The 20,345-nt window shown below is 63.6% G+C and carries 20 protein-coding genes; 9 read left to right on the forward strand and 11 right to left on the reverse strand.

Annotated features, from left to right (window positions below):
- The first annotated feature begins 492 nt into the window (after positions 1-492).
- Positions 493-1,800, forward strand: a complete 1,308-nt coding sequence (locus FXB40_RS20165; protein WP_148773899.1) for an autotransporter strand-loop-strand O-heptosyltransferase — start codon at positions 493-495, stop codon at positions 1,798-1,800.
- A gap of 20 nt (positions 1,801-1,820) precedes the next feature.
- Complete coding sequence (locus FXB40_RS20170) at positions 1,821-3,560, forward strand: AIDA repeat-containing protein (RefSeq protein WP_148773900.1); 1,740 nt, start codon at positions 1,821-1,823, stop codon at positions 3,558-3,560.
- Between the two features lie 118 nt (positions 3,561-3,678).
- Here the strand turns inward: FXB40_RS20170 and FXB40_RS20175 are convergent, their stop codons facing one another.
- The gene (locus FXB40_RS20175) at positions 3,679-4,524 is read right to left on the reverse strand and encodes a cell envelope integrity EipB family protein (RefSeq protein ID WP_148773901.1); all 846 of its coding nucleotides are present in this window, start codon (positions 4,522-4,524) and stop codon (positions 3,679-3,681) included.
- 253 nt (positions 4,525-4,777) lie between these two features.
- Between FXB40_RS20175 and FXB40_RS20180 the strand changes: the two genes are divergently transcribed.
- Genes FXB40_RS20180 through FXB40_RS20195 form a run of 4 tightly spaced genes read left to right on the forward strand, consistent with a single transcriptional unit; the run spans position 4,778 to position 7,770 of the window.
- Entirely contained in the window at positions 4,778-5,245 is a 468-nt protein-coding gene (locus FXB40_RS20180; RefSeq protein WP_148773902.1) for a RidA family protein, read from the forward strand.
- A gap of 5 nt (positions 5,246-5,250) precedes the next feature.
- Positions 5,251-5,997 carry a glycerophosphodiester phosphodiesterase gene (locus FXB40_RS20185; RefSeq protein WP_148773903.1) on the forward strand — a complete coding sequence of 249 codons (747 nt, stop codon included), beginning with the start codon at positions 5,251-5,253 and terminating at the stop codon, positions 5,995-5,997.
- A gap of 54 nt (positions 5,998-6,051) precedes the next feature.
- Positions 6,052-7,293 (forward strand): GNAT family N-acetyltransferase, encoded by a 1,242-nt coding sequence (locus FXB40_RS20190; protein WP_148773904.1) that lies wholly within the window; start codon positions 6,052-6,054, stop codon positions 7,291-7,293.
- Positions 7,294-7,344: 51 nt separating this feature from the next.
- Positions 7,345-7,770, forward strand: a complete 426-nt coding sequence (locus FXB40_RS20195; protein WP_148773905.1) for an HIT domain-containing protein — start codon at positions 7,345-7,347, stop codon at positions 7,768-7,770.
- A 3-nt stretch (positions 7,771-7,773) separates the two neighbouring features.
- Here the strand turns inward: FXB40_RS20195 and tsaA are convergent, their stop codons facing one another.
- From tsaA to FXB40_RS20215, 4 genes are all read right to left on the reverse strand, one after another.
- Positions 7,774-8,265, reverse strand: a complete 492-nt coding sequence (gene tsaA / locus FXB40_RS20200; protein WP_148773906.1) for a tRNA (N6-threonylcarbamoyladenosine(37)-N6)-methyltransferase TrmO — start codon at positions 8,263-8,265, stop codon at positions 7,774-7,776.
- Between the two features lie 31 nt (positions 8,266-8,296).
- Positions 8,297-8,647 (reverse strand): AzlD domain-containing protein, encoded by a 351-nt coding sequence (locus FXB40_RS20205; protein WP_148773907.1) that lies wholly within the window; start codon positions 8,645-8,647, stop codon positions 8,297-8,299.
- Positions 8,644-9,384 carry an AzlC family ABC transporter permease gene (locus FXB40_RS20210; protein ID WP_148773908.1) on the reverse strand — a complete coding sequence of 247 codons (741 nt, stop codon included), beginning with the start codon at positions 9,382-9,384 and terminating at the stop codon, positions 8,644-8,646. The genes FXB40_RS20205 and FXB40_RS20210 overlap by 4 nt, the downstream gene beginning before the upstream one ends.
- A 99-nt stretch (positions 9,385-9,483) precedes the next feature.
- Positions 9,484-10,389, reverse strand: coding sequence for a lytic transglycosylase domain-containing protein (locus FXB40_RS20215; RefSeq protein WP_187437009.1), 906 nt, complete (start codon positions 10,387-10,389; stop codon positions 9,484-9,486).
- A 156-nt stretch (positions 10,390-10,545) separates the two neighbouring features.
- Here FXB40_RS20215 and FXB40_RS20220 point away from each other — a divergent pair, with 156 nt between their 5' ends.
- On the forward strand, positions 10,546-11,562 hold the full coding sequence (locus tag FXB40_RS20220) for a TRAP transporter substrate-binding protein (RefSeq protein ID WP_148773910.1): 1,017 nt from the start codon (positions 10,546-10,548) through the stop codon (positions 11,560-11,562).
- A 75-nt stretch (positions 11,563-11,637) separates the two neighbouring features.
- On the opposite strand, the gene FXB40_RS20225 is transcribed toward FXB40_RS20220, so the two are convergent.
- From FXB40_RS20225 to FXB40_RS20240, 4 genes are all read right to left on the reverse strand, one after another.
- Positions 11,638-11,838: a hypothetical protein gene (locus FXB40_RS20225; RefSeq protein ID WP_148773911.1), complete on the reverse strand. Its 201-nt coding sequence runs from the start codon at positions 11,836-11,838 to the stop codon at positions 11,638-11,640.
- A gap of 62 nt (positions 11,839-11,900) precedes the next feature.
- Positions 11,901-13,199 (reverse strand): glycoside hydrolase family 130 protein, encoded by a 1,299-nt coding sequence (locus tag FXB40_RS20230; RefSeq protein ID WP_148773912.1) that lies wholly within the window; start codon positions 13,197-13,199, stop codon positions 11,901-11,903.
- Between the two features lie 34 nt (positions 13,200-13,233).
- On the reverse strand, positions 13,234-15,519 hold the full coding sequence (locus FXB40_RS20235; RefSeq protein ID WP_148773913.1) for a glycosyltransferase family 4 protein: 2,286 nt from the start codon (positions 15,517-15,519) through the stop codon (positions 13,234-13,236).
- Positions 15,520-15,564: 45 nt separating this feature from the next.
- Positions 15,565-15,813 (reverse strand): lysozyme inhibitor LprI family protein, encoded by a 249-nt coding sequence (locus FXB40_RS20240; RefSeq protein ID WP_148773914.1) that lies wholly within the window; start codon positions 15,811-15,813, stop codon positions 15,565-15,567.
- A gap of 577 nt (positions 15,814-16,390) precedes the next feature.
- Between FXB40_RS20240 and FXB40_RS20250 the strand changes: the two genes are divergently transcribed.
- Positions 16,391-17,029 carry an HAD family hydrolase gene (locus tag FXB40_RS20250; protein WP_148773915.1) on the forward strand — a complete coding sequence of 213 codons (639 nt, stop codon included), beginning with the start codon at positions 16,391-16,393 and terminating at the stop codon, positions 17,027-17,029.
- Here FXB40_RS20250 and FXB40_RS20255 read toward each other — a convergent pair.
- Positions 17,026-18,066: a phenylacetaldoxime dehydratase family protein gene (locus FXB40_RS20255; RefSeq protein ID WP_148773916.1), complete on the reverse strand. Its 1,041-nt coding sequence runs from the start codon at positions 18,064-18,066 to the stop codon at positions 17,026-17,028. The genes FXB40_RS20250 and FXB40_RS20255 overlap by 4 nt on opposite strands.
- A 26-nt stretch (positions 18,067-18,092) precedes the next feature.
- The gene (locus tag FXB40_RS20260) at positions 18,093-19,109 is read right to left on the reverse strand and encodes a carbon-nitrogen hydrolase family protein (protein ID WP_148773917.1); all 1,017 of its coding nucleotides are present in this window, start codon (positions 19,107-19,109) and stop codon (positions 18,093-18,095) included.
- A 198-nt stretch (positions 19,110-19,307) separates the two neighbouring features.
- On the opposite strand from FXB40_RS20260, the gene FXB40_RS20265 reads away from it, so the two are divergent.
- Positions 19,308-20,264, forward strand: coding sequence for an AraC-like ligand-binding domain-containing protein (locus FXB40_RS20265; RefSeq protein ID WP_148773918.1), 957 nt, complete (start codon positions 19,308-19,310; stop codon positions 20,262-20,264).
- Positions 20,265-20,345 lie beyond the last annotated feature (81 nt).

Below are 20,345 nucleotides of genomic sequence, written 5' to 3' on the forward strand. Positions count from 1 at the left end.
CCTCATCAGGCACGATGCAGCAGGCCGCGCCCAAATTCGTACGATATAATAACAATCTATGTTATAGACGAGAAATGCGACTCATATGCGAAAGCAGATTTCAGTTGACCGGACTTTCTTGACGCCTCTCGGCTAGCGCGGGATGGCGCTATCGCGCTCTCTCATCAAGCTTGCAGCACAATCGGGCCTGCGAATAGGGCCTATCCGGTCCCATTACCCGGGGTGCGCCGGATCAATTTCACATCGCGAGACCGCCGTCTCGCGGCAATTCATGCGGCAATCCGACGCGTCGATGCACGTAACACCACATCGAATTTCGCGGGAATAAAATGTTACTCGCTATGTTATGATAACAAATATGATGCAGATATCGTAATAACTGCCCCGTCGCTTTGACCAACTCCGGACGACGATAGCGTCAACGCGACAGCAACACCTCTCAATTCCGCGCCAAAGCCATCAGACGAAATCCATTTTGCCGACCGCTCACCGATGAATATTGCCCACGTCCCGAATTCAGCGCCTGGTGCAAACGGCTCGTCCTGGCCATCGGAGCCCGGACCGGCCAATGCCGCGTCGCCGTCCGCGCGGACATCTTCCGCCGCGCCGGACAAGCTGCCCTTCCATCCTCCGGCCGACGTGCCGACCCAGTCGGGTCCCCGCGGGATTCGTTTCGACTTCAACGACGGCTGCCGGGTCTGGCTGCCCGAAGCCGACGGCCCCTACCGGGTCCGGCTCAGCGATATCGACAGCGGTAACGTCCTGTTCGAAACCGAGATCAAGTCCGGCCGCATCAATTCGACCAAGCGCTACTTCGTCCGCATCCGCCTCCAGATCTCGATCAAGGACGAGATCGTGCTCGAGCACGACTATTCCGCGGCCGACCGCGATGTCCTGATTCAGCTTCCCGAGGTGACACTGGGCGATACCATCGGATGGTTTCCCTACGCGGACAGGTTTCGCGCGCTGCACGGCTGCCGCCTGACCTGCACAGTGTCAGAACGAGTCATCCCGCTCTTCCGCAAGGCGTATCCGGAGATCACACTCCTGGCGCACGGCGAGGTCGATCCGCGCCGCTACTACGCGACATACAATATCGGACTGTTCTTCGACGATCCGGATCTGGTGTTTCAACCCTGCGACTTCCGCCATGTCGGCCTGCAACGTACCGCAGGCTACATCCTCGGCGTCGACCCGACCGAGCAGCCGCCGCGCATCGCGTTGGCCGAGGACACGCCTCCCATCGCCGAGCCCTATGTCTGCATCGCCGTGCAGAGCACGACGCAATGCAAATACTGGAATAACCCCCATGGCTGGCGCGACACCGTTCGCTGCCTGAAACAGGCCGGCTACCGGGTGATCTGCATCGACCAGAAGCCGGTTCACGGCGCCGGATTGGTCTGGACCCACATTCCGCACGGAGCCGAAGACGAGACCGGCGACCGCCCGCTTCAGGAGCGCGCGCGCTGGGTCAGGCACGCGGCCTTCTTCATCGGCCTGTCGAGCGGACTGTCGTGGCTCGCCTGGGCGACCGGAACGCCGGTCGTGCTCATCAGCGGCTTCACGCATCCGACCAATGAGTTCGCGACGCCTCATCGCGTCGTCAATTACCACGCCTGCAATTCCTGCTGGAACGATCCTGGTCACAGGTTCGACCACAAAGACTTCCTGTGGTGCCCGCGCCACAAGGATACCCCGCGGCAATTCGAATGCACGCGGCTGATCACCTTCGACCAAGTCAAACGCACGATCGAGAACATCCCGGGCTTCGGGATGCGAAACGGACATAGCACACAGTGAATTTTATCAGGAGAAATGCGATGACTGATACAGTGCAACCCGGCGATACCTTGGATGTCGGCTCCGGGTCGACCGCCGACGGGACCTTGGTCCTGTGGAACGGCACGCTCGAAATCAACGCCGGCGGCACGGCCAATGGAACGGTCGTCAATGGCGGCGGTCTGCTAGTGGTGGACTCCGGCGGGACTGCCGTTGACTCCTTCCTCGGCGGCCTCGCCGTCGAAAACGTGTTCGGTACTGACATCAATGCAACGATCGCCGGTGGCGCCGTCATGAACATCTTGAACGGCGGCAAGGCGATCGGCACCACCTTGGACGGCGCCAGTCAGAACGTCTACTCCGGCGGCGTCGCCAGCGGCACCACCGGCGACGGCGTTCAGGCCGTCTACGATGGCGGCATCGCGACAGGCACCAATCTGAGCACCGGCGCGCAATGGGTCTATTCCGGCGGCGTGGCCAGCGGCTCGACGCTCGGCAACGGCATCTACCAGGCCGTCTATAGCGGCGCGATCGTGAGCGACACGACCATTGCCGGCGGCCAGGAGGACGTCGTCGGCACCGCGATCGACACGACAATGACGAACGGCTGGCAATTCATCGGCAGCGGCGGTGTCGCCAGCAACACCACCATGAGCGGCGGCTTCGAATATGTGCTGGCCGGCGGTACTGCGGCCGGCACGCATATGAGCGGCGGATCCCAGATCGTCTGGGACGGCACCGCGGACAACACCGTGATGACCGGCGGCACGCAGACCGTGCTCGGCGGAGGCGTCGTAAGCGGCACGACGTTGACCAGCGCAACGCAGCAGGTGGAGACCTACGGCACGGCGCTCGCCACCGTGGTCAACCGCGGCGGCTACGAAGTCGTGACCTCGGGCGGGGTGACGAGCGGCACGATCGTCAACAGCGGTGGCTACGAGTTCGTCAGCGCGGGAGGAAGCTCGTTCGGGACCACGGTCAACCGTGGCGGCTATGAGATCGTCAGCGCCGGCGGGACGTCCAACAACACGACCGTGACTTCGGGCGGCTATGAGGTCGTCGACACCGGCGGCATCTCGAATAATGCCACCATTCTGACCGGCGCCTACAGCATGATCCAGGTCGGAGGCGTCGCGTACAACATGGTTGTCAGCGCCGGATACCAGTTCGTCTACGGCAATGCCGAAAAGACGACCAACCTCGGTGGCACCGAGTACGTCTATGGCGTCGTCGACGACACCGTGATCGGTAATCACGGCAAGGAGAACGTCATGGGCGTGGCCAACGATGTGGTCGTGAACAGCGGCGGTCTCCAGACCGTGTCGGGCGGCATCACCAACGGCACGATCGTCAACAGCGGCGGCGTCGAATTGGTGAACAGCGGCATTGCCAACGGCACGATCATCGCGGGCGGCGTCGAGCACGTTGCTGCGGGTGGTGCAGCGGTCAACGTCAGCTTCCAGGGCGCAGGCGGCACGCTTCAGCTCGACAGCTCCGACCTTTTCTCGGGCCAGATCACCGGGTTCGGCGATAGCGACCTCATCGACTTCAGGGACATCGCCTTCGGTGCCGGGACGACATTGGGCTACGCAGCCGACGCCGGCAACGCGAGTGGCACGCTGACGCTGAACGACGGCGTCAATTCGACCTCGCTGTTCCTGCTGGGCCAGTACTCGGCTGCAAACTTCGCGCTCGCATCCGACGGGCATGGCGGCACGACGATCGCCGAGCACAATGCGGTGGCGTCGGCGAGCCTGGCCCCCAACGCGCTGGCGGCCTGATGATGACGCAGGTGGCGGAGCCCCGACTCCGCCTGTCCTGAACGATCAAGGGCGCCGCCTCAGAGGCAGCGCCCTTTTCCTCTCACTGTTGGACCGGCGGCGCGCCGAGCCTCGGCGCTCAATTGCAGGGCTTGCTGTCCTTGACGTCGAACTTGCCCATCGCGCCGGAAATGACAAAGTCGTTGTAGTCGAGCACAAGCTGGCGGGAGACGCCGTTTTCGTAGAGCTCGAACGACATCGCATAGACCGGCGTCTGCTCGCCTTCCTTCTGCTGGACGTCGCGGTCGAAATAGCTGACGGTCACCGGCCAGCGCTTCAGCGATTTCATGTGCTCGTCCGACGTCGACGGATCGGGCGACGCGGTGCGTTCGTCGGGGATCGGCTGACCGATCACGGTCAGCGTGTTGTAGACCTTCTGGCCATCGTCGGAGCCGTCATAGACGGAGAGCTCCAGCAGCGATTTGCCCTCCTTGGCGGCGGCAATGATGTGCTGGATCTGCTCGGTCGGAAACACGATCTTGCCGTCGAGGGTGAAATTCTTTGGCGCCGGCAATTTCAGCTTGACGTTGATGTGGTCGCCGTCGCGTTCCGCCGAGCCGTCGACCAGACCGGCCTCGGTCTCGTTCATCCGCGTCTCGATCTTGAAGCGGTAGCTTTTCCCTGTGGCGTCCTCCCAGGAATTGGAGCGGAGATCGCTGAGCGTGATCTTGCCCTCGCCGCTATCGAGCTCGGAGACCTGGCGGAATTCGGACGTATAGCCCTCGCAGCTGCTGCCGGCGAAATTGTAGAGGATGCGGCCGCGCGCGCTGTTGATGGAATTGGAGCGCGATTTGACCAGGCTCAGATCGTAGAGCGCCTGGTGCGCGAGGAACGGACCGTTCGCGGCATGGACGCCACCACCGGGGCCGACAGCGGCCATCGCGAGCGCCATCACACCGAGTGAAGTCCGGAAAAGGTGCACCATGTCTGTTCCCTGGGGACGCGCAGATTCGACACTTTAATGACCGTTCCATTGCGTCGCAACTGCGGCGGTTTCACGTAAAGTTGCGCCTCTTCGTTGAACCTCCTGACCTGCCTCAGGAAAATGCAGTCCACCCCGGCGTCCGACCGCCCTATCGGCTTGCTTGCATGTGGCGGCACGATGGGCGAAACAGGGCGCGCCCGGCGGTCACCAGACGCGCCGGAGCGGATGATTTTTCAGACATCGAGGTCGAGACATGGCGGGCACGGTCGAGCAGAAACTGGCGGAACAGGGCATCAAGCTGCACGATGCCCCCACCCCCGTCGCCAATTACGTGCCGTTCGTACGCACCGGCAACCTGCTGTTCGTCTCCGGCCAGGTCTGCTTTGCACCCGACGGCAAGCTGATCGCCAAGGGCAAGCTGGGTGCCGGCGTCTCGCTCGAGGAAGGTGCCGCGGCCGCGCGCGGCTGTGCCGTCAACCTGCTCGCGCAGGTCAAGGCGGCGCTTGGCGACCTCGACAAGGTCGTGCGGGTGGTGCGCCTCGGCGGGTTCATCAGTTCGGCGCCGGACTTCCTGGACGGCCCGAAGGTTCTCAACGGCGCCTCCGACCTGATGGTCGCGGCCTTCGGTGACAAGGGCCGCCACGCCCGTACCACCGTCGGCGTCGCCTCGCTGCCCGCGGATGCGGCGGTCGAGGTCGAGGGCGTGTTCGAGGTCGCCTGAGATCAATGCGTGCTCCTGATTGGCTGACAGCGCGGCCGGTCGCTCATCGCGGCCTGCATGACATCTCCCGCGGCATCGTCGAGAACATGCCGGGCGCGGTGCAGGCGGCGGTTGCGGGCAATTTCTCGATCGAGGTCGACATCCAGCTCTCCGCTGACGGCGAGGCCATGGTGCACCACGATCATGCGCTCGGCCGCCTCACCGAGGCCATCGGCCCGGTGGTCGCAAAGACCGCAGCCGAGCTGAAGGCCATCACATTCAAGGACACACCCGAGCGGATGATGTCGCTCAGCGACCTCTGCACCATGGTCGCCGGCCGCGTGCCGCTGGTGATCGAGGTGAAGAGCCATTTTGACGGCGACCGCAAGCTGGTGAAGCGGATGGCCGAGGTGCTGGCGTCGTATCAGGGGCAAGCGGTCGGGATGTCCTTCGATCCCGACCAGGTGCTGGCGCTGCGCGAGCTGCTGCCCTCCCGCCCGCGCGGCATCGTCGCGCAGCGGACCTATCAGGACGAGTACTGGGCCTACCTGACGCAAGCTCAGCGCGACAGCATGCTGTACCTGCGCCACGGCTTCCAGACCCAGCCGCACTTCGTTGCCTTCAAGGTCGACCACCTGCCGGCGCCCGCCCCCTGGATCGCCCGCAACGTCTTCGGCTGCGCCCTGCTCGGCTGGACCGTGCGCACACCGGAGCAGCGGGCGCGCGCCGGGCAGTACGCCGATCAGATGATTTTTGAGGGGTTCGTACCGTAGGCTTGATGTTCCCCACCCTTGAAGTCGCTGCTGCAATGCACGATCTTGGGCGCAATGGGATCATCGGACATCACGCTCGAAGCCGTACCGTCGATTGGCGAAGTGTCGCCGGAGGATTGGGACGCCTGCGCCAATCCTGGCAAAGCCTGCAACGGACATGGCATGGGAACCTCATCCAGGCTTCCAGGCGATTCGCTCGACCTTTTAAAGCCCGCCTATAACCCATTCGTATCTCACGCGTTTCTTTCCGCCCTTGAGAAGTCAGGTTCAGCCACGATCCGCACCGGCTGGGGACCGCGGCATCTGGTGGCCAAGATCGACGGCCGCGTGGCCGGCGTCGCGCCCTGCTATCTGAAATCGCACAGCCAGGGCGAATACGTTTTCGACCGCGGCTGGGCCGACGCCTATGAGCGCGCCGGCGGGCGCTATTACCCGAAGCTGCAGGTCTCTGTTCCCTTCACGCCGGCAACCGGCCCGCGGCTCCTGGTCCGCGACGGCGTCGACGGCGAGCGCATCACGGAGGCGCTGGCGAGCGGCTTGGTGGCGCTGTGCGGTGTCAGCAAGGCCTCCTCGGTCCACGTCACCTTCGCCTGCGAGGCAGAGTGGAAGCTGCTTGCCCAGCACGGCTTCCTCCAGCGCACCGACCAGCAGTTCCACTGGCGCAATGAGGGCTTTGCGAGTTTCGACGATTTTCTGGCGACGCTGAACTCGCGCCACCGCAAATCGATCAAGCGCGAGCGACGCGATGCGCTCGCTGCCGGTGTCACCATCCATTGGCTCACCGGCAAGGACATCACCGAGGACGCCTGGGACGCCTTCTTCGCGTTCTACATGGAGACCGGCTCGCGCAAATGGGGCCGGCCTTATCTCACGCGCGAATTCTTCTCGCTGATCGGCGAGACCATGAGCGAGGATGTGCTGCTGGTGATGGCCCGCCGCAACGACCGCTGGATCGCCGGCGCGATCAACTTCATCGGCTCGGACACGCTGTTCGGCCGCAACTGGGGTGCGGTCGAGCATCATCCGTTCCTGCATTTCGAGGTCTGCTACTATCAGGCGATCGATTTCGCCATCAAGCGCGGCCTCACACATGTCGAGGCCGGCGCGCAGGGCGAGCACAAGATCGCGCGCGGCTACCTGCCGCGGACCACCCACTCCGCGCACTTCATCGCCGATCCCGGCCTGCGCCGTGCCATCGACGACTACCTCAAGCGCGAGCGCGCCTATGTCGCCGAGGCTGGACGCGAGCTCGCCGAGCTCGGCCCGTTCCGGAAAGGCATCGACGAGGCGCCTTGACGGTTTGCCGTTGCTGGTGACAGTAAGCGCAAAATTTGAGGAGCCGCCGCCATGACCGCCTATGACCCGAACAACATCTTCGCAAAGATCCTGCGCGGCGAGTTTCCCTGCCACAAGGTCTATGAGGACGAGCATGTCTTCGCCTTCCTCGACATCATGCCGCGGGTGCCCGGCCACACGCTGGTGATCCCGAAAGTCCCCGCCCGCAACATCCTCGACATCAAGCCCGACGACTATGCCCACGTCGCCCGCGGCGCGCACAAAATCGCGGCTGCCGCGATGAAGGCGTTCAAGGCCGATGGCATCACCGTGCAGCAGTTCAGCGAAGCGGCCGGCGGCCAGGTGGTGTTTCATCTCCACATGCACGTGATGCCCCGCCACGACGGCGTCGCGATGCTGCCGCCTGCGAGCCGCAAGGAAGACGTCAAGGTGCTGGAAGAGAATGCGACCAAGCTGATCGCGGCGTTGCAGAGCTGATCGTCACTCCGTCTGAAAATCCCCCGGCTGCGGCGCAGCAAGTGGCGTGAACTCGCAGCGATCGGGCTTGATGTCGATCAACGGCGTGTTGTCGAGGCAGTCGAGGCCACGCACGAGGATGGTGTTGCCCTCGATGCCGACCAGCTTCACGATCGAGGTGCCGATCGGATTGGGGCGGACCGGCGAGCGCAGCGAAAACGTGCCGCGGGTTTTTTCGTTGTTCTTCGGACTTTGCAGCACGATGTCGCGGCGCGATTTGTCGAGCCAGTAGAGCACTTCGAGATTGCCGTAGAAATCGACGCCCTTGATGGCGGGCACGAACGGCTCGAAAATCTCGAGGCGACATACCGGGCCATCGGCGCGGCCCTGCCGTGGCGTCTCCAGCCGCGAGGTCCAGGGCGTGCGGATGCGGCCGATGAAGACGAGGCCGGCATCCTCTGTCGACGGCAGCTCGATGGCGACCTCGCCCTCGCGGAGTTCGTTTTCGCGAACCATATGTCCAGTTCCTTGGCTGTTCGGAGGCGTTTTAGCCCAACCACCACTTGCCGGCCAGCATGAAGACTTCGCCGGCGACAACGCCTGCAAAGATCGAGCGGCGGGTCAACAGGAACACGACGAGGCCGGCGCCGACCGCGCCGTACCGCAGGCCGTCCGGCACGCTGGCGAGCGCGCCGGGTGGCTCGACCACGATCTGGGCGATGACGCCAGCGAGGATCGCGGTGGCGACCGCCCTCACCCAGACCAGCAGCTCGGAGCCCTCGTCGATGCCACCGCCGAACCACAGGCCGAGCATGCGCCATATCTGGTTGGGAATGACACCGGCGACGAACAGCACGACCAGCGCGTGCCAGTCGCCGATGAGTTGCGCGGCACTCATGAGCGCACCTCCCGCCACCAGTGCACCCCATAAGCAATTGTGCCCGCCGCCAGACCGCTGACGAGGATGTCGAGGCCGGAGTTCATCTTCGCGGCCAGCGGATAGAGCAGGACCCCGAGCGCGAGCGCGACGACATCGGCGATCTCGCGGCTGTTGCGCGCGGTCGAGAACAGGAAGGACAGCGGCGTCAGCAGCAGGATCGCGGCGCCCAATGTCTGCGTCAGATTGGCGGCGAGGAAATAGCCGATCGTGTTGGCGGTGAGGCACACCGAGACCAGACCGAAGCCAAGTCCGTTGACGAAGGCGATGCGCCTCTCGCGCGGCACCTGCGGCAGGAAGCGATGGCATTCAACCCACAGCGTCACCGCCGTGAGATGCGCCGCGAAAAACAGCTCACGCCGCTTGGTCGTCGGCGTGCGCATCAGCGGCAGCACCGAGACCACCATCGGAAACAGCCGGATCGCGCTGACAGTGACCGCGATCGCCGACTGGATGACGGTCGCGCCCGAGCCGAGCGTGGTGATCAAGATGATCTGTGCCGGCCCGGCCCAGACGAACAGCGTCGAGCAAAGCGCCCAGACCAGGCTGAAATGGCTGTCATGGGCGAGCGCGCCGATGCCGAGATAGGTCGCGAACAGGACGAGCGTGAGGATCGTCTGCGTGATCGAGCGCACCCCCCAGACGAAGGCATGCCACGGACTTTGCCATTGAGGGGAATCGAGCGGAGGAAGCGCCACGGGACGGCCGGCTGAGGTTGCGGAATCGTGGCCGCATAACGGGCAATGCGGGCGGCCGCGTCAAGGAACCACGCGGCGGGGCTGGCATGCGCGCACTCCCTACCCGCTCACGCCCCGGTTCTTCAGCACGAAGCAAGCCCCGCCCGCTTTGCGGATGCGGTTGCAGAGATCGTCGGCCTCGGGGCGCGTGTCGGTGCCGATGCGCACCTGGTAGAAGGCGTGCGAACCGCGGCTGCGCACCACCGAGCTCAACAGGCTGGGATCGCGCTCGCCGATCACGGCGCTGAGGCGCGTGACGGCGCGAGAGTACATCGCGAGCGCCTTGTTGCGGTCGAAGCCGGCGGCGAGCTGCACGCCCCAGATCTTCGCGGCGGCAAGCTCGACATGCTGCTCGAGCTCGCCAACGAACGGGTTCGGCGCGCGCTTCAACAGCGCCATCAGGTCACGGCAGCTCGTCGGCGGTGAACTGAGCGGCCCCTTGCCAGTGCTGCCGGCCTTGGCCCATGCGTCAACCGTAGCACCGGTGATGGCATAGACGTAGTTGCGGGTCTGCTCCGGTATGCCTCCGGTGCCGGCGAGCCATTCCTGCACCCGCCGCGGGCCGGCATTGTAGGCGGCCGCGGCGAGACCGAGATTGCCGAACTGGTTGCGCAACTCGTTGAGAAACTCGGCCGATTTCGGCAAGGCCTGCACCGGATTGAAGGGATTAAGAAGCCCGCGCTCGCTCGCGGTGCCCGGCATGAACTGCGCGATCCCCTGCGCCTGCTCGCCGCTGCGCGTTATGGGCCCCACCGCGTCGGCCTGGAAACGGCTTTCCTGCCAGATCACGCGGGCGAAGAATTCCAGCGGCAGATTGGCATCGCGCGCGGCCGCCTCCACGATCAGGCAGATCGATTCCCGCGTGTCGCTCTCGCGCCCATCCGCCGGCTTCTCCGGCGGCATCGCGAGCTCCTCGACGCTGGGAACGGCGACGTTGGTCTTTGCCGGTGAGCTGTCCCATGCCATCGCCTGTGTCGCGGACACGAGCAGTGCGGGGATGATGCGTGATGCAATTCGCGTCAGCCGTGCCCAAGTATCGCCGTGGCGCACGCAGGCGCGGCATGCAACAAGATAATCTGCCATGTCGTGGCGTCGTGCCATGGTTCGACGAGTTGCCAATAAATGCTGCCTGACCTGCTTCTCCCAATGCGTTCCCCCGCCAAGGGGATCCGCGCGATCCTCGCCCTCGCATTATTGATCCTGTCCGCCGCGCCAGCCATGGCGCAAGTGAACTGGCGGATGACCACCGAATATCCCGAGAACAATATATCCGGGATCGGGCTCACCACTTTCGCCGATCGCGTCGCCGCGCGCACAAACGGTTTCGTGAGCGTGACCAACGCCTTCGACAATCAGTTGAAGATCAGCTCGGGCGAGATGCCGCGCGCGGCTCTGGACGGCCGGATCGCCGGCGGCGACGCCTTTGCGGGCGCGCTCTCGGGCCTCGACCCCGTGCTCGGCCTCTCGACGCTCCCCTTCCTGGTGCAATCGGTCGAGATCGCTCACGCCGCCAATGCGCGCGCACGGCCGCTTTACGAAAAGGCCCTCGCCGCCCGCGGCCTCAAACTGCTCTATCTGACGATATGGCCAGCCACCGGCCTATGGTCGGATCGCGCGCTTGCAGGCGCCGACGACCTGCCGAAACTCAATTTGCGCGCTTACGATGCCAATTCCAGCGAGGTGATGAAGGCGGCCGGAGCCAACGCGCAGTTCCTGCCGATGGACAAAGCGCTTGCTAGTCTGAAGGAGCATCAACTGAACGCGTTCCTCACCTCCGGCGATGGCGGCGCGGGACGCAAATTGTGGGACTTCCTGCCCTATTTCACGGCCATCAATTACGCGATGCCGATCTCGATCGCCTTCGTCCGCACCGAGGCATTTGCCGCGCTGCCAGAGCCGATGCAGCGCGAGGTGCTGGCCGCCGCAGCCGAGACCGAGCAAAGCCAACTCGCGCTGCTGGCCCACCGCACGACCGAGAATTATGCGCGCATGCGCGAAAACGGCGTCAAGATCGCCGAGCCCGCGCCGCCATCCCTGGTCACGGCGCTCCGAACGGCCGCAACGGCCACGATCTCCGCCTGGGAGGCGCAGGCGGACGCGGATGCCGCCGCGATCGTCGAATGGGCGAAACAGCAATGACGGGAACGGTAGCGGCCAACGGCATGCCACTGCTCATTTGCAGTGAAACGTCCGCCAATCCCACTTTTCGTCGCTTCAGTTTTTGACCGGAAACAGGCTTTCGCCGCTGATGGCGCGATCGAGCGCGTCGATCAGCCCCTGCATCTCCACGAACTTGTTGCGCGCGCGCTCGGCCGTCTCTCGCACAAAGGGAGCGGCCAGCACTTTTGCGTGCGCGTCTCTGTCCTCGATCATGCGATCACGGGCTTTCTTCAGTGTCTCAAGTCGCTCGCTCATCCCGGCTCTCCTGTATCCTCTGACGTGTTAGCAAACGGAGCCAACGACTGCGAAAGCCGCGTTCAACCTTGCATCGCTTCGATGAGCGCGGAAATCTTGATCGTTGCGAAACTGGAGAAGGTATCGGACACGGCATATGGCAAGATGATCTGGTCATTGTGCCGCATCGCACCGCAGGTATAGACGACGTTCGGGACATACCCTTCGCGCTCGGACGGTTCAGGCCGCAACAGCGGCTCGACCGAACGTGCCAGCACCTTTGATGGATCGTGCTTATCGAGCAGCGCGGCTCCGATCGCGTATTTGCGAATCGGACCGACGCCGTGCGTCAGCAGCAGCCAACCTTCGTCAAGTTCGATCGGCGACCCGCAATTGCCGATCTGGACGAACTCCCAGGGAAATTGCGGCTTCAGGAGTATCCGGCCGCCTTCCCACGTGTAGAGGTCGTCCGAATAGATCAGATACAGGTTCTCATTGTCCTGTCGCGCGATCATGGCATAGCTGCCGTCGATCTTGCGTGGGAACAGCGCCATGCCCTTGTTGCGTGCCGCGGCCCCGCGCAAAGGCGTTAGTCGAAACGACATGAAATCGCTGGTCTCGATCAATTCCGACCGGATCGCGCGTCCGCTATAGGCTGTATAGGTCGCGTAGTAGCCCTCCCGATCGCCATCGCTGAATCTGACAAAGCGCGCATCCTCGATGCCATTCGATTGGGATTCGGTAACGGGAAAGATGACGCGCTCGCTGAGGTCTTCCTCAGGCTTGAACATCAACTCCACGCGGTCGCCGTCCGGCCCGGATACGCGATCGCTGACCCGCGGAACCGAGGCAAGGCGCGCGGTCGGATCGACGGCGAGGCTTCCGTCAACCGCAATCGTTCCGGTTCGAAACGTCAGTGACGACACATGTCCCTCGCCGACGGCCCGGAGACTGATGATGAAGCGTAAACCTCCCTTCGGTGCCCCCGATTGATCCGGGTGCGGGACGATGCTGGGGTTGAACAAGGCAGAGGCTTCGAACGAATACTCACTGAGAAAATAGGCACCGACCAGCTGACGCTGGGTCTTCGAGAAGACGCCATGCGCCGCGAAGGCATCCTCCATTTCATCCGCTCGGGTCTCGAATCTCTCCAGGAGATTGCGATGTCGACCCTGAAAATTGTCGAGGACGTCTGCAAGCTGAACCGCAACGGCTTCCGAACTGAGCGCAAGAACCCGGTCGACGATATGATTTGCACGCATCTTATCGGTTGGATTCAGGTCGCGGGGTTCGGTTGTCGGCTTGAAGGGCCGCACGATGACTCGCGCTGGATCGGGGCGCAGATGAAGCCCCTGCCGGTTCAGGAAAGAAGCTTGTGACACGGTATCCTCGGCTCGCTGAATGAGAAGATGACGTTCAGGCGCTCACGGCGCGCAAGGCTGTCGGCCTTGTCAGGATCGGATTGACGCGCGCAAGCTGACGCATCTCCGCAAGTCCGAGGAGATAGCAAACAACCGACTCGCCCCCGCGGTTTTCGTTGGCGCGATCGGGGTGCAAGCCATCCCGGCAACTTCCCGTAAGCGGATCGACCAACGCCACCGAGAGATCATTGCTGCCAAGGAACCAGCCGAAGGCCCGCGTCGCCAAGGCTTTCCATTCGGCATCGCCGTCAACACGCCACGCGGTGAGGCAGGCAGCGATCGTTGCCGTTGCTTCCACAGGCTGCTGGTCAAACGCGTGAGGAGGTTGCCGCAGCTCGCCGAAGCCGGCGGTGCCGACCGGCCGGAAATGACCTGCCGAGCTCGTCTGCTGCGTCATGAGCCAGCGCAGAGACCTCAATCCACCATCGAGATATTGAGGCGTTTGCGTTGCCACACCCGTGAGTATCAGGGCCTGTGGCAATCGCGCGTTGTCGTAAGCCAGCCCCTCCTCAAACCACACCCAATCCGGCGTCTCGACCGACGCCAGACAGGACATCAACCTGCCGGCAAGCGAATGCCGGACTTCCTTGGCGTGGATATCGTCCGGAGCTACAGCGCAATAAGCGTCCAAACCCAGCAACATGAACGCCCACGCGCGGGGCGAACGAAAGCTTTCCGCGACCGACAATGCCTGGGCAAACAGAGCAGCAGCCCACAAGCGCCGGGCCGGGCTCGTGTCTTTGCGTGCAGCCTCACCCAAGGCCCATAGCGTCCGCCCGTGGCTATCTTCCGACCCCTTGTCTTCAAGCCAGGTTCGATTGAAGCCCATGAAGTTGCGAAATTGCCTGGTGTCAGGGTTCCAGGCGTGTTGCACGAATGCCGCAAACCGGCTCGTCAATAGCTCCGACAGCGGCTGTTCGCCTGGACTATTGAGGGCGCAGGCCAACAGCAGCGCTCGCGCATTGTCATCGACGCAATAGCCGTGTACGCGATCCGGCACCGAAAGTACCGCGTGCTGGAACAGGCCGACATCGTCACACATCGACAGAAAATGGCCGATCTGCATATCGGGCGGCGCGGGGCTACGTGGCTCCGGCAAGCTCCTGTCGGCGCGCGCGAAGACCTTCAACCGATGGCCATGCCGCGCGTTTTCGAAGACAGACAGGTAGCGTTCGGCCACCCGCTCCCATGTCATCATTCGGCTCTCGGCATAGGCGCGCCGGGACATCGCCTGGCGGCGGACGTCGTCGGTCAGCAAGTTTGCGATCTCGTTGCCGATCGCCGCGGCGTCGCCGAAAGGCACCAGCACACCGCACCCGTCGGCAAGCAGCTCGCGTGCGTGCCAGTAGGGCGTCGAGACGACCGGCTTCCCCAACCCGAAACTGTAGGCCAAGGTTCCCGACGTCATCTGGGCTTCGTTGAGATAGGGCGTGACATAGACGTCGCACATCGAGATGAATTCGAGCAGCGTGGCCAGATCGGCGAAGCGATCGAAGAACACCACGTGATCGTCAATTCCGAGTTCGCGCACTCGCGCCATCAGGCTCTCGCGATAGGCCTCGCCCTGATTCCGAACCAGATTGGGATGCGTTGCGCCGAGCACGACATACACCGCATTCGCGCAGCGCTTCAGAATCGACGGCATGGCGTCGATCATGACTTCGATGCCCTTGTTCGGTGACAACAGGCCGAACGTCAGAATGACCGACTTCTGCTCAAATCCAAGCTTGGCTTTCGCGGCATCGGGCGTAGCGAAGGCGACATCGGGAATGCCGTGGGCGATGACCTCGATCTTGTCGTCAGGCACCAGGTAGATATCGCGCAGCAGTTCGCGGCCCTTATGGGCCATCACCACGACCTTCACCGACGCCTCGACGATGCGCTCCATGACCGTCCGCTGCGCAGGTGTCGGATCGGCCAGCACGGTATGGAACGTCGTCACCACCGGCAAGGCAAGGCGGGACAGCAACACCAGGATATGGGCGCCGGCTTCACCACCGAAAATTCCAAACTCATGCTGCAGACACACAGTGTCGAATCGGCCGGCATTCAGGAAATCCGCTGCCCGTATGTAGTCTTCGATATTGCCGTCCTTGATCTGGAACGCGACCGCCGGAGGATAATCATAAGCTTGACCGCGATCGGTCATTGCAACGATGCAGGTCTCCAGATCCTGGCGCGAAATCGATATCGCGTTCTTCAGATCGGTCGTATAGGTCGCAATTCCGCACGGGCGTGGCAGCGAGTTGCCGATGACGGCGATACGGCGGAGCGGCGTCATGTCGTCACCTCGATGATTTCTCCTGATGTCGGAGCGTGCACGGCCTCAACAACCGCGGCAGATATTCTTCAGTTTCGCTGCGGTTCTCGCCTCTTCCGCAAGGAACGGGTCTTTGTAGGCACCGCGGGACGCGTTGTCCTCCGCAGTGTCGGGCTTCTTCACTTTCGGGGGAAACGCCGCGTCGTAACACGCGAGGCGTCCGCTCGTGCTTTCGATCGCGCGGCAGTCCGGCTCTCTCGCGACGGCACTTTGCGCGAAGGTGCCAAGCGCCAATGCGACAATAAGCATTTTCATACAGGTATGGTTCCTCGCGACGATCTGGACACGGTCATTCGACGAATCCCCGCGATCTCATGCATCGAATTGGTCGAACTCGTCGGACAGCAGGATCCGCCCTTGCGGCGTGCATATCCGCACGTCGACATAGCCCTCCTGCAACAGCTCCCTCGCCTTCTTCAAAGCGGCATCCGTAGTGGCGCGGGCCAAGCTGACGTAGCCACCTTGATCGCGTCCGCTCACTAGATACTGCAGTGACGTTCTATCCATGCAGAAGCGCCGCCGCAGCCACCAGAAACAACAGAAACAGCGGGACGATCACCGGCGGCACGATCCAGTCGGCCAGGCGAAATCGAGGCACGCGCGCTCCTCCTCGTTCGGCGGGAGCGCAAGTGACCCTCAGTCACCGATGGATGCCATGGGAAGGGCGGTGATAGCGTGACTCTACGCTTACCCCCGGCCAATAGCGAGCCTTTAAAGCGGTACACGACATCCGCGACGCCGGTTTCGGCGTGATGACGGTTGCGCATTGCCTTGGCCTGCGGCCTCGGTTAGGTCAAACAGCGGCGCTGGTATCAACACGGACACGGCCAGAATGGCGACAATCTTCTTCGATCTCGACGGCACGCTGACCAACCCGAAGCCCGGGATCACCCGCTCGATCCAGTACGCCCTGGAGCGGCTGAGCCTCACGGTTCCGAGTGAGGACGAGCTGACCTGGTGCATCGGGCCGCCGCTGCATACGAGCCTGAAGAAGCTCACCGGAACCGACGCGCTGGCCGACCAGGCACTGTTGCTCTATCGCGAGCGCTTCAGCGACATCGGCCTGTTCGAGAACGAGGCCTATGCCGGTATTGTCGACACATTGACGACGATTGCCGCGACCGACCAGCGCATGTTCGTCGCGACCAGCAAGCCCGCGGTCTACGCCACCCGCATCGTCGATCATTTTGGCCTGAAACCGTATTTCGAGCGCGTGTTCGGTTCCGAGCTCGACGGCACCCGCGTCGACAAGCGCGACCTGCTTCGTTACGCGCTCGACGAGACCAGGGTCGATGCCACCAGCGCCATCATGATCGGCGACCGCAGCCATGACGTGGTCGGCGCCAGAACCAACGGAATGACCGCGATCGGCGTGCTCTATGGCTATGGCAGCGAGGCCGAGCTGCGGGACGCCGGCGCGCATCACATCTGCGCCGCACATCCGGAGCTGCTCGGCCACTGCGTCGCCTAGGCAGCGACCGTCTCGACCGCCGCAAGCATTCCCGTCTTTGGATGGCAGTTGAGATATTCGAAGAACTGCTCGTCGGCGGCCGCGACCGTGACCTCGTGATAGAGCCGCAGCTTCGCTGATGGCCCGAGCGTGGAGAGATATTTCATCGCCGCACCGAAGATCTTGACGTGGGTCGGATGCGATTCCGCCCAGCGCTCCAGTGCGGCGAGACTTTTCCACCAGCTCTGACCGTAGGATTTTTCACTCGTCTTGCCGTCAGCCGAGAGCACTTCCATGTAGCGGTTGGCATAGCAGCCGATCGCGAGCCCGTCGTCGCGCAAGAAATCCATGCCCTCGCGGAGCACCGGCTCGACGTCGTCGAGATAGAGCTTCCGCTCGGACGCCTCGGTATCGCTCCAGTCCTGCCCTGAGCGGATCAGGCAGAGATTGTCGTTCGCCTTCACACGCAGCCGCGCACCATCAGGGATCAGTTCCGGATTGCCGCCCGGCGACATCGGATCGGTCTGCGACAGCGGAATGCGATCGCGCATGCCGCCCCAATAGGCGTGCTCTTGTACCTCGCCGCTCATGCCGTCGGCGATGACTGCGACACCTTCAGGCCTGCCGAGTGAGGAAAACAGCGTCTCGTGCCGCGCCACCGTGGGACGCAGCACCTCGATGAAGGTGCCGATTCCGTCGCGCGACTTTCCGGTCCACGCCTCGCGTGCCGGCGCAAACCAGGCATCGAAGCGGGCGATGTCGTCCCAATAGGCGACCGAGACAATGTTCGCGTGGCCGGCCTGATCGACATAGTGCGCGCGGTCCCAATGCGAGGGACCGCCCTCGCCGGCGAACAGCCCGGCGATTTCCGCGAGCGCTTCCGTCGCGGCCGCCGGCGTCGCCCCACGATACTGCACGCCGAAATACGCCATCACGACGCGGCTCACGGCGGGCTTGTAGCGCGCCACGAACGATGGATATGGCGGCTGGTAATCGTCCGGCACGCGCATGTGGCGCGTGCGCTGGGTTTCGAGATGCATAGGAATTGCGGATTCCATGATCGTGCCTCCCTTGATCCCGCCAATCAGCTTGCTGCAGCGTTGATGTCCGTGGGCTCAATAGTATCCACCGGCAGCGCAAACTGCTCGACGCGCTTGTACGGCTTCTTGTTGAGCAGCAGCCGCGTGACGTCGGGCCGCGAATAATGCCCGGCGGGATCGGCAGCATTCTTGGCGACGCCGATGGCGCCGAGGTCGATCTCGGCGATCAGCAGCCCCTCCTGGTCCGGCGCCAGCTTGTCACCGATCTGACTGCCGTCGGGCCCATAGATCGCGGCAAAGCCGCCGCCCACATGCAGCAGCGCATTCTTGTCCGGCCGGTCGCAGAGCTCGTCGATCATCGCCTGCGACACCGTCGCGCAAGGTGCGAGCACGAAGCAGGAGCCCTCGACCGCATAGACGCGCGAAGCGGCGTTGTTGACCTCGGCGCCGAGCGCCGGCGCGAAGGGATCGTAAAGCGAGAAGCTCGGCCAGGCCGCGACGTGCACCTGCTCGTTCTGGGCGTACATGGCGTATTTCGACAGCGGCTGGAGATGCTCCCAGCAGCATAGCGCGCCGATACGGCCGATGTCGGCGCGCGCATGGACCGCAAGATCGCTGCCGTCGCCCTCGCCATAGACGGTGCGCTCGGCATGGGTCGGCCGCAATTTGCGGCGTTTTGCAATTGTCTCGCCATCTGGTCCGATCAGCCATTGCGCCAGATAGAGACTGCCTCCGTCGCGCTCGGACAGGCCGAACACGGCCGTAAGCTTCGCTTTCCGCACCGCATCGCGCAGCCGCTCGGCCTGCGGGCTGTCATAGGACAGCGAATTGTCGAAATAGCGCTGCACAAAACCGCGGCCGATCGCCCAGGCCGGCGAGTCCATCCAGATATGCCAGGGGTAACCGGGGATGAAGGCTTCAGGAAAGGCGATCAGCTTGGCACCCTTCTCGGCGGCCTCCCTGATCAGGGCGATCGACTTGTCAATGGACGCGTCGAGGTCGAGCCAGGCGGGCGCCGCCTGCACCACCGCGACCTTATATTTTGGATGTTCGATGCCCATTGCCGCCTCCATTGCCGGTTGATCGGAGACCAGGTCCGATGCAGTCTATTGGGCCAAGCCGGGCGGCCGCGCGCTCGACCACGGCGGAACAAAAACTCGACTGGAAGGGATCGCGGCCCCGGTACGGAACTTGCCTGCTGTCAGGCTGGATCTGCGCCACCATGCGGTTTTGCTGGATGTGAAAGGGAGGCCTGTGAGATGCCAATCCAGTTCACGACAGACGGCAGCCCCGGCTATCGCCGGCTCGCCCTCTGGCAGGACATCGTCTGCGACGTCTTCGTCGGGCTCGACTGCAAGTCGGACCTCGGCAGCGCCTTTCATGGCTCGGTCACGCAAGTCGCGCTGGGCAAGGCCGTTTGCTCCGAGGTCTGCTCGGACCGTCAGCACGTTTTCCGCACGCCCTCGCGCATCGCGCGCTCGGATCAGGATTATGTTCTCGTTGCGCTCGGCCATCGCGGCGACGGCGGCGTGGTGCAGGATGGCCGGGAGACCGTGATCCATCCCGGCGAGTTCGCGCTCTACGACACCACGCGTCCCTACGAGCTGAAGTTCAAGGACACGTTCTCCCAGACCATCTTCAAGGTGCCCCGCGAGATGTTGCAGCGCCGGCTCGGCCGCACCGAGACGCTCACCGCGATCACATTCGGGGCCGATGTACCGCTCGAGCGGCTCGCCTATGATTTCATCTTCCGCCTCTGCCAGAGCGCCGACCGGCTCGCGCCCAACAGCGCCGCCGCCCTGTCCGAGCAGGCCGTCGACCTGCTCGCCATGGCGCTGAGCGAACGGCTCGGCGGGACGTCGCTGCCGTCCTCGACCCATCGCTCCGCCCTGCTCTACCGGCTCAAGGCGCATATCCGCACACGCCTCGCCGACCCCGACCTCTCGCTGACCGAGACCGCCGCCGCGCTCGGCATCTCCTCGCGCTACGTCAACGATCTCCTCGCCGACGAGGACACCTCGTTCCAGCGCCATGTGCTTGCCGAGCGTCTCGCCCAGTGCAAGCGCGACCTCGCCTCGCCCGTGCTCGCCCAGCGCCACATCAGCGAGATTGCGTTTGCCTGGGGCTTCAACGATCTCTCGCATTTCGGCCGCGTCTTCCGCGAGCATTTCGGGATGTCGCCACGCGACTACAGGCAGAGTCAGTTGCGGCACTGAGATCCATTCTGGTCAGCCATCATTGCGAGCCATCGCCTCAGGCGAAGGCAATGCTCGCCAATTCCAGATTGTCAGGTCGTG

The organism is Bradyrhizobium rifense (assembly GCF_008123425.1).
Lineage (GTDB): Bacteria > Pseudomonadota > Alphaproteobacteria > Rhizobiales > Xanthobacteraceae > Bradyrhizobium > Bradyrhizobium rifense.

Bases quoted from the DNA above. Each gene is read 5' to 3' on its own strand.
- FXB40_RS20165 (WP_148773899.1), top strand. From the start codon at position 493: ATGAATATTGCCCACGTCCCGAATTCAGCGCCTGGTGCAAACGGCTCG.
- FXB40_RS20170 (WP_148773900.1), top strand. From the start codon at position 1,821: ATGACTGATACAGTGCAACCCGGCGATACCTTGGATGTCGGCTCCGGG.
- FXB40_RS20175 (WP_148773901.1), bottom strand. From the start codon at position 4,524: ATGGTGCACCTTTTCCGGACTTCACTCGGTGTGATGGCGCTCGCGATG.
- FXB40_RS20180 (WP_148773902.1), top strand. From the start codon at position 4,778: ATGGCGGGCACGGTCGAGCAGAAACTGGCGGAACAGGGCATCAAGCTG.
- FXB40_RS20185 (WP_148773903.1), top strand. From the start codon at position 5,251: ATGCGTGCTCCTGATTGGCTGACAGCGCGGCCGGTCGCTCATCGCGGC.
- FXB40_RS20190 (WP_148773904.1), top strand. From the start codon at position 6,052: ATGGGATCATCGGACATCACGCTCGAAGCCGTACCGTCGATTGGCGAA.
- FXB40_RS20195 (WP_148773905.1), top strand. From the start codon at position 7,345: ATGACCGCCTATGACCCGAACAACATCTTCGCAAAGATCCTGCGCGGC.
- tsaA (WP_148773906.1), bottom strand. From the start codon at position 8,265: ATGGTTCGCGAAAACGAACTCCGCGAGGGCGAGGTCGCCATCGAGCTG.
- FXB40_RS20205 (WP_148773907.1), bottom strand. From the start codon at position 8,647: ATGAGTGCCGCGCAACTCATCGGCGACTGGCACGCGCTGGTCGTGCTG.
- FXB40_RS20215 (WP_187437009.1), bottom strand. From the start codon at position 10,389: ATGGCATGGGACAGCTCACCGGCAAAGACCAACGTCGCCGTTCCCAGC.
- FXB40_RS20220 (WP_148773910.1), top strand. From the start codon at position 10,546: ATGCTGCCTGACCTGCTTCTCCCAATGCGTTCCCCCGCCAAGGGGATC.
- FXB40_RS20225 (WP_148773911.1), bottom strand. From the start codon at position 11,838: ATGAGCGAGCGACTTGAGACACTGAAGAAAGCCCGTGATCGCATGATC.
- FXB40_RS20235 (WP_148773913.1), bottom strand. From the start codon at position 15,519: ATGACGCCGCTCCGCCGTATCGCCGTCATCGGCAACTCGCTGCCACGC.
- FXB40_RS20240 (WP_148773914.1), bottom strand. From the start codon at position 15,813: ATGAAAATGCTTATTGTCGCATTGGCGCTTGGCACCTTCGCGCAAAGT.
- FXB40_RS20250 (WP_148773915.1), top strand. From the start codon at position 16,391: ATGGCGACAATCTTCTTCGATCTCGACGGCACGCTGACCAACCCGAAG.
- FXB40_RS20255 (WP_148773916.1), bottom strand. From the start codon at position 18,066: ATGGAATCCGCAATTCCTATGCATCTCGAAACCCAGCGCACGCGCCAC.
- FXB40_RS20260 (WP_148773917.1), bottom strand. From the start codon at position 19,109: ATGGGCATCGAACATCCAAAATATAAGGTCGCGGTGGTGCAGGCGGCG.
- FXB40_RS20265 (WP_148773918.1), top strand. From the start codon at position 19,308: ATGCCAATCCAGTTCACGACAGACGGCAGCCCCGGCTATCGCCGGCTC.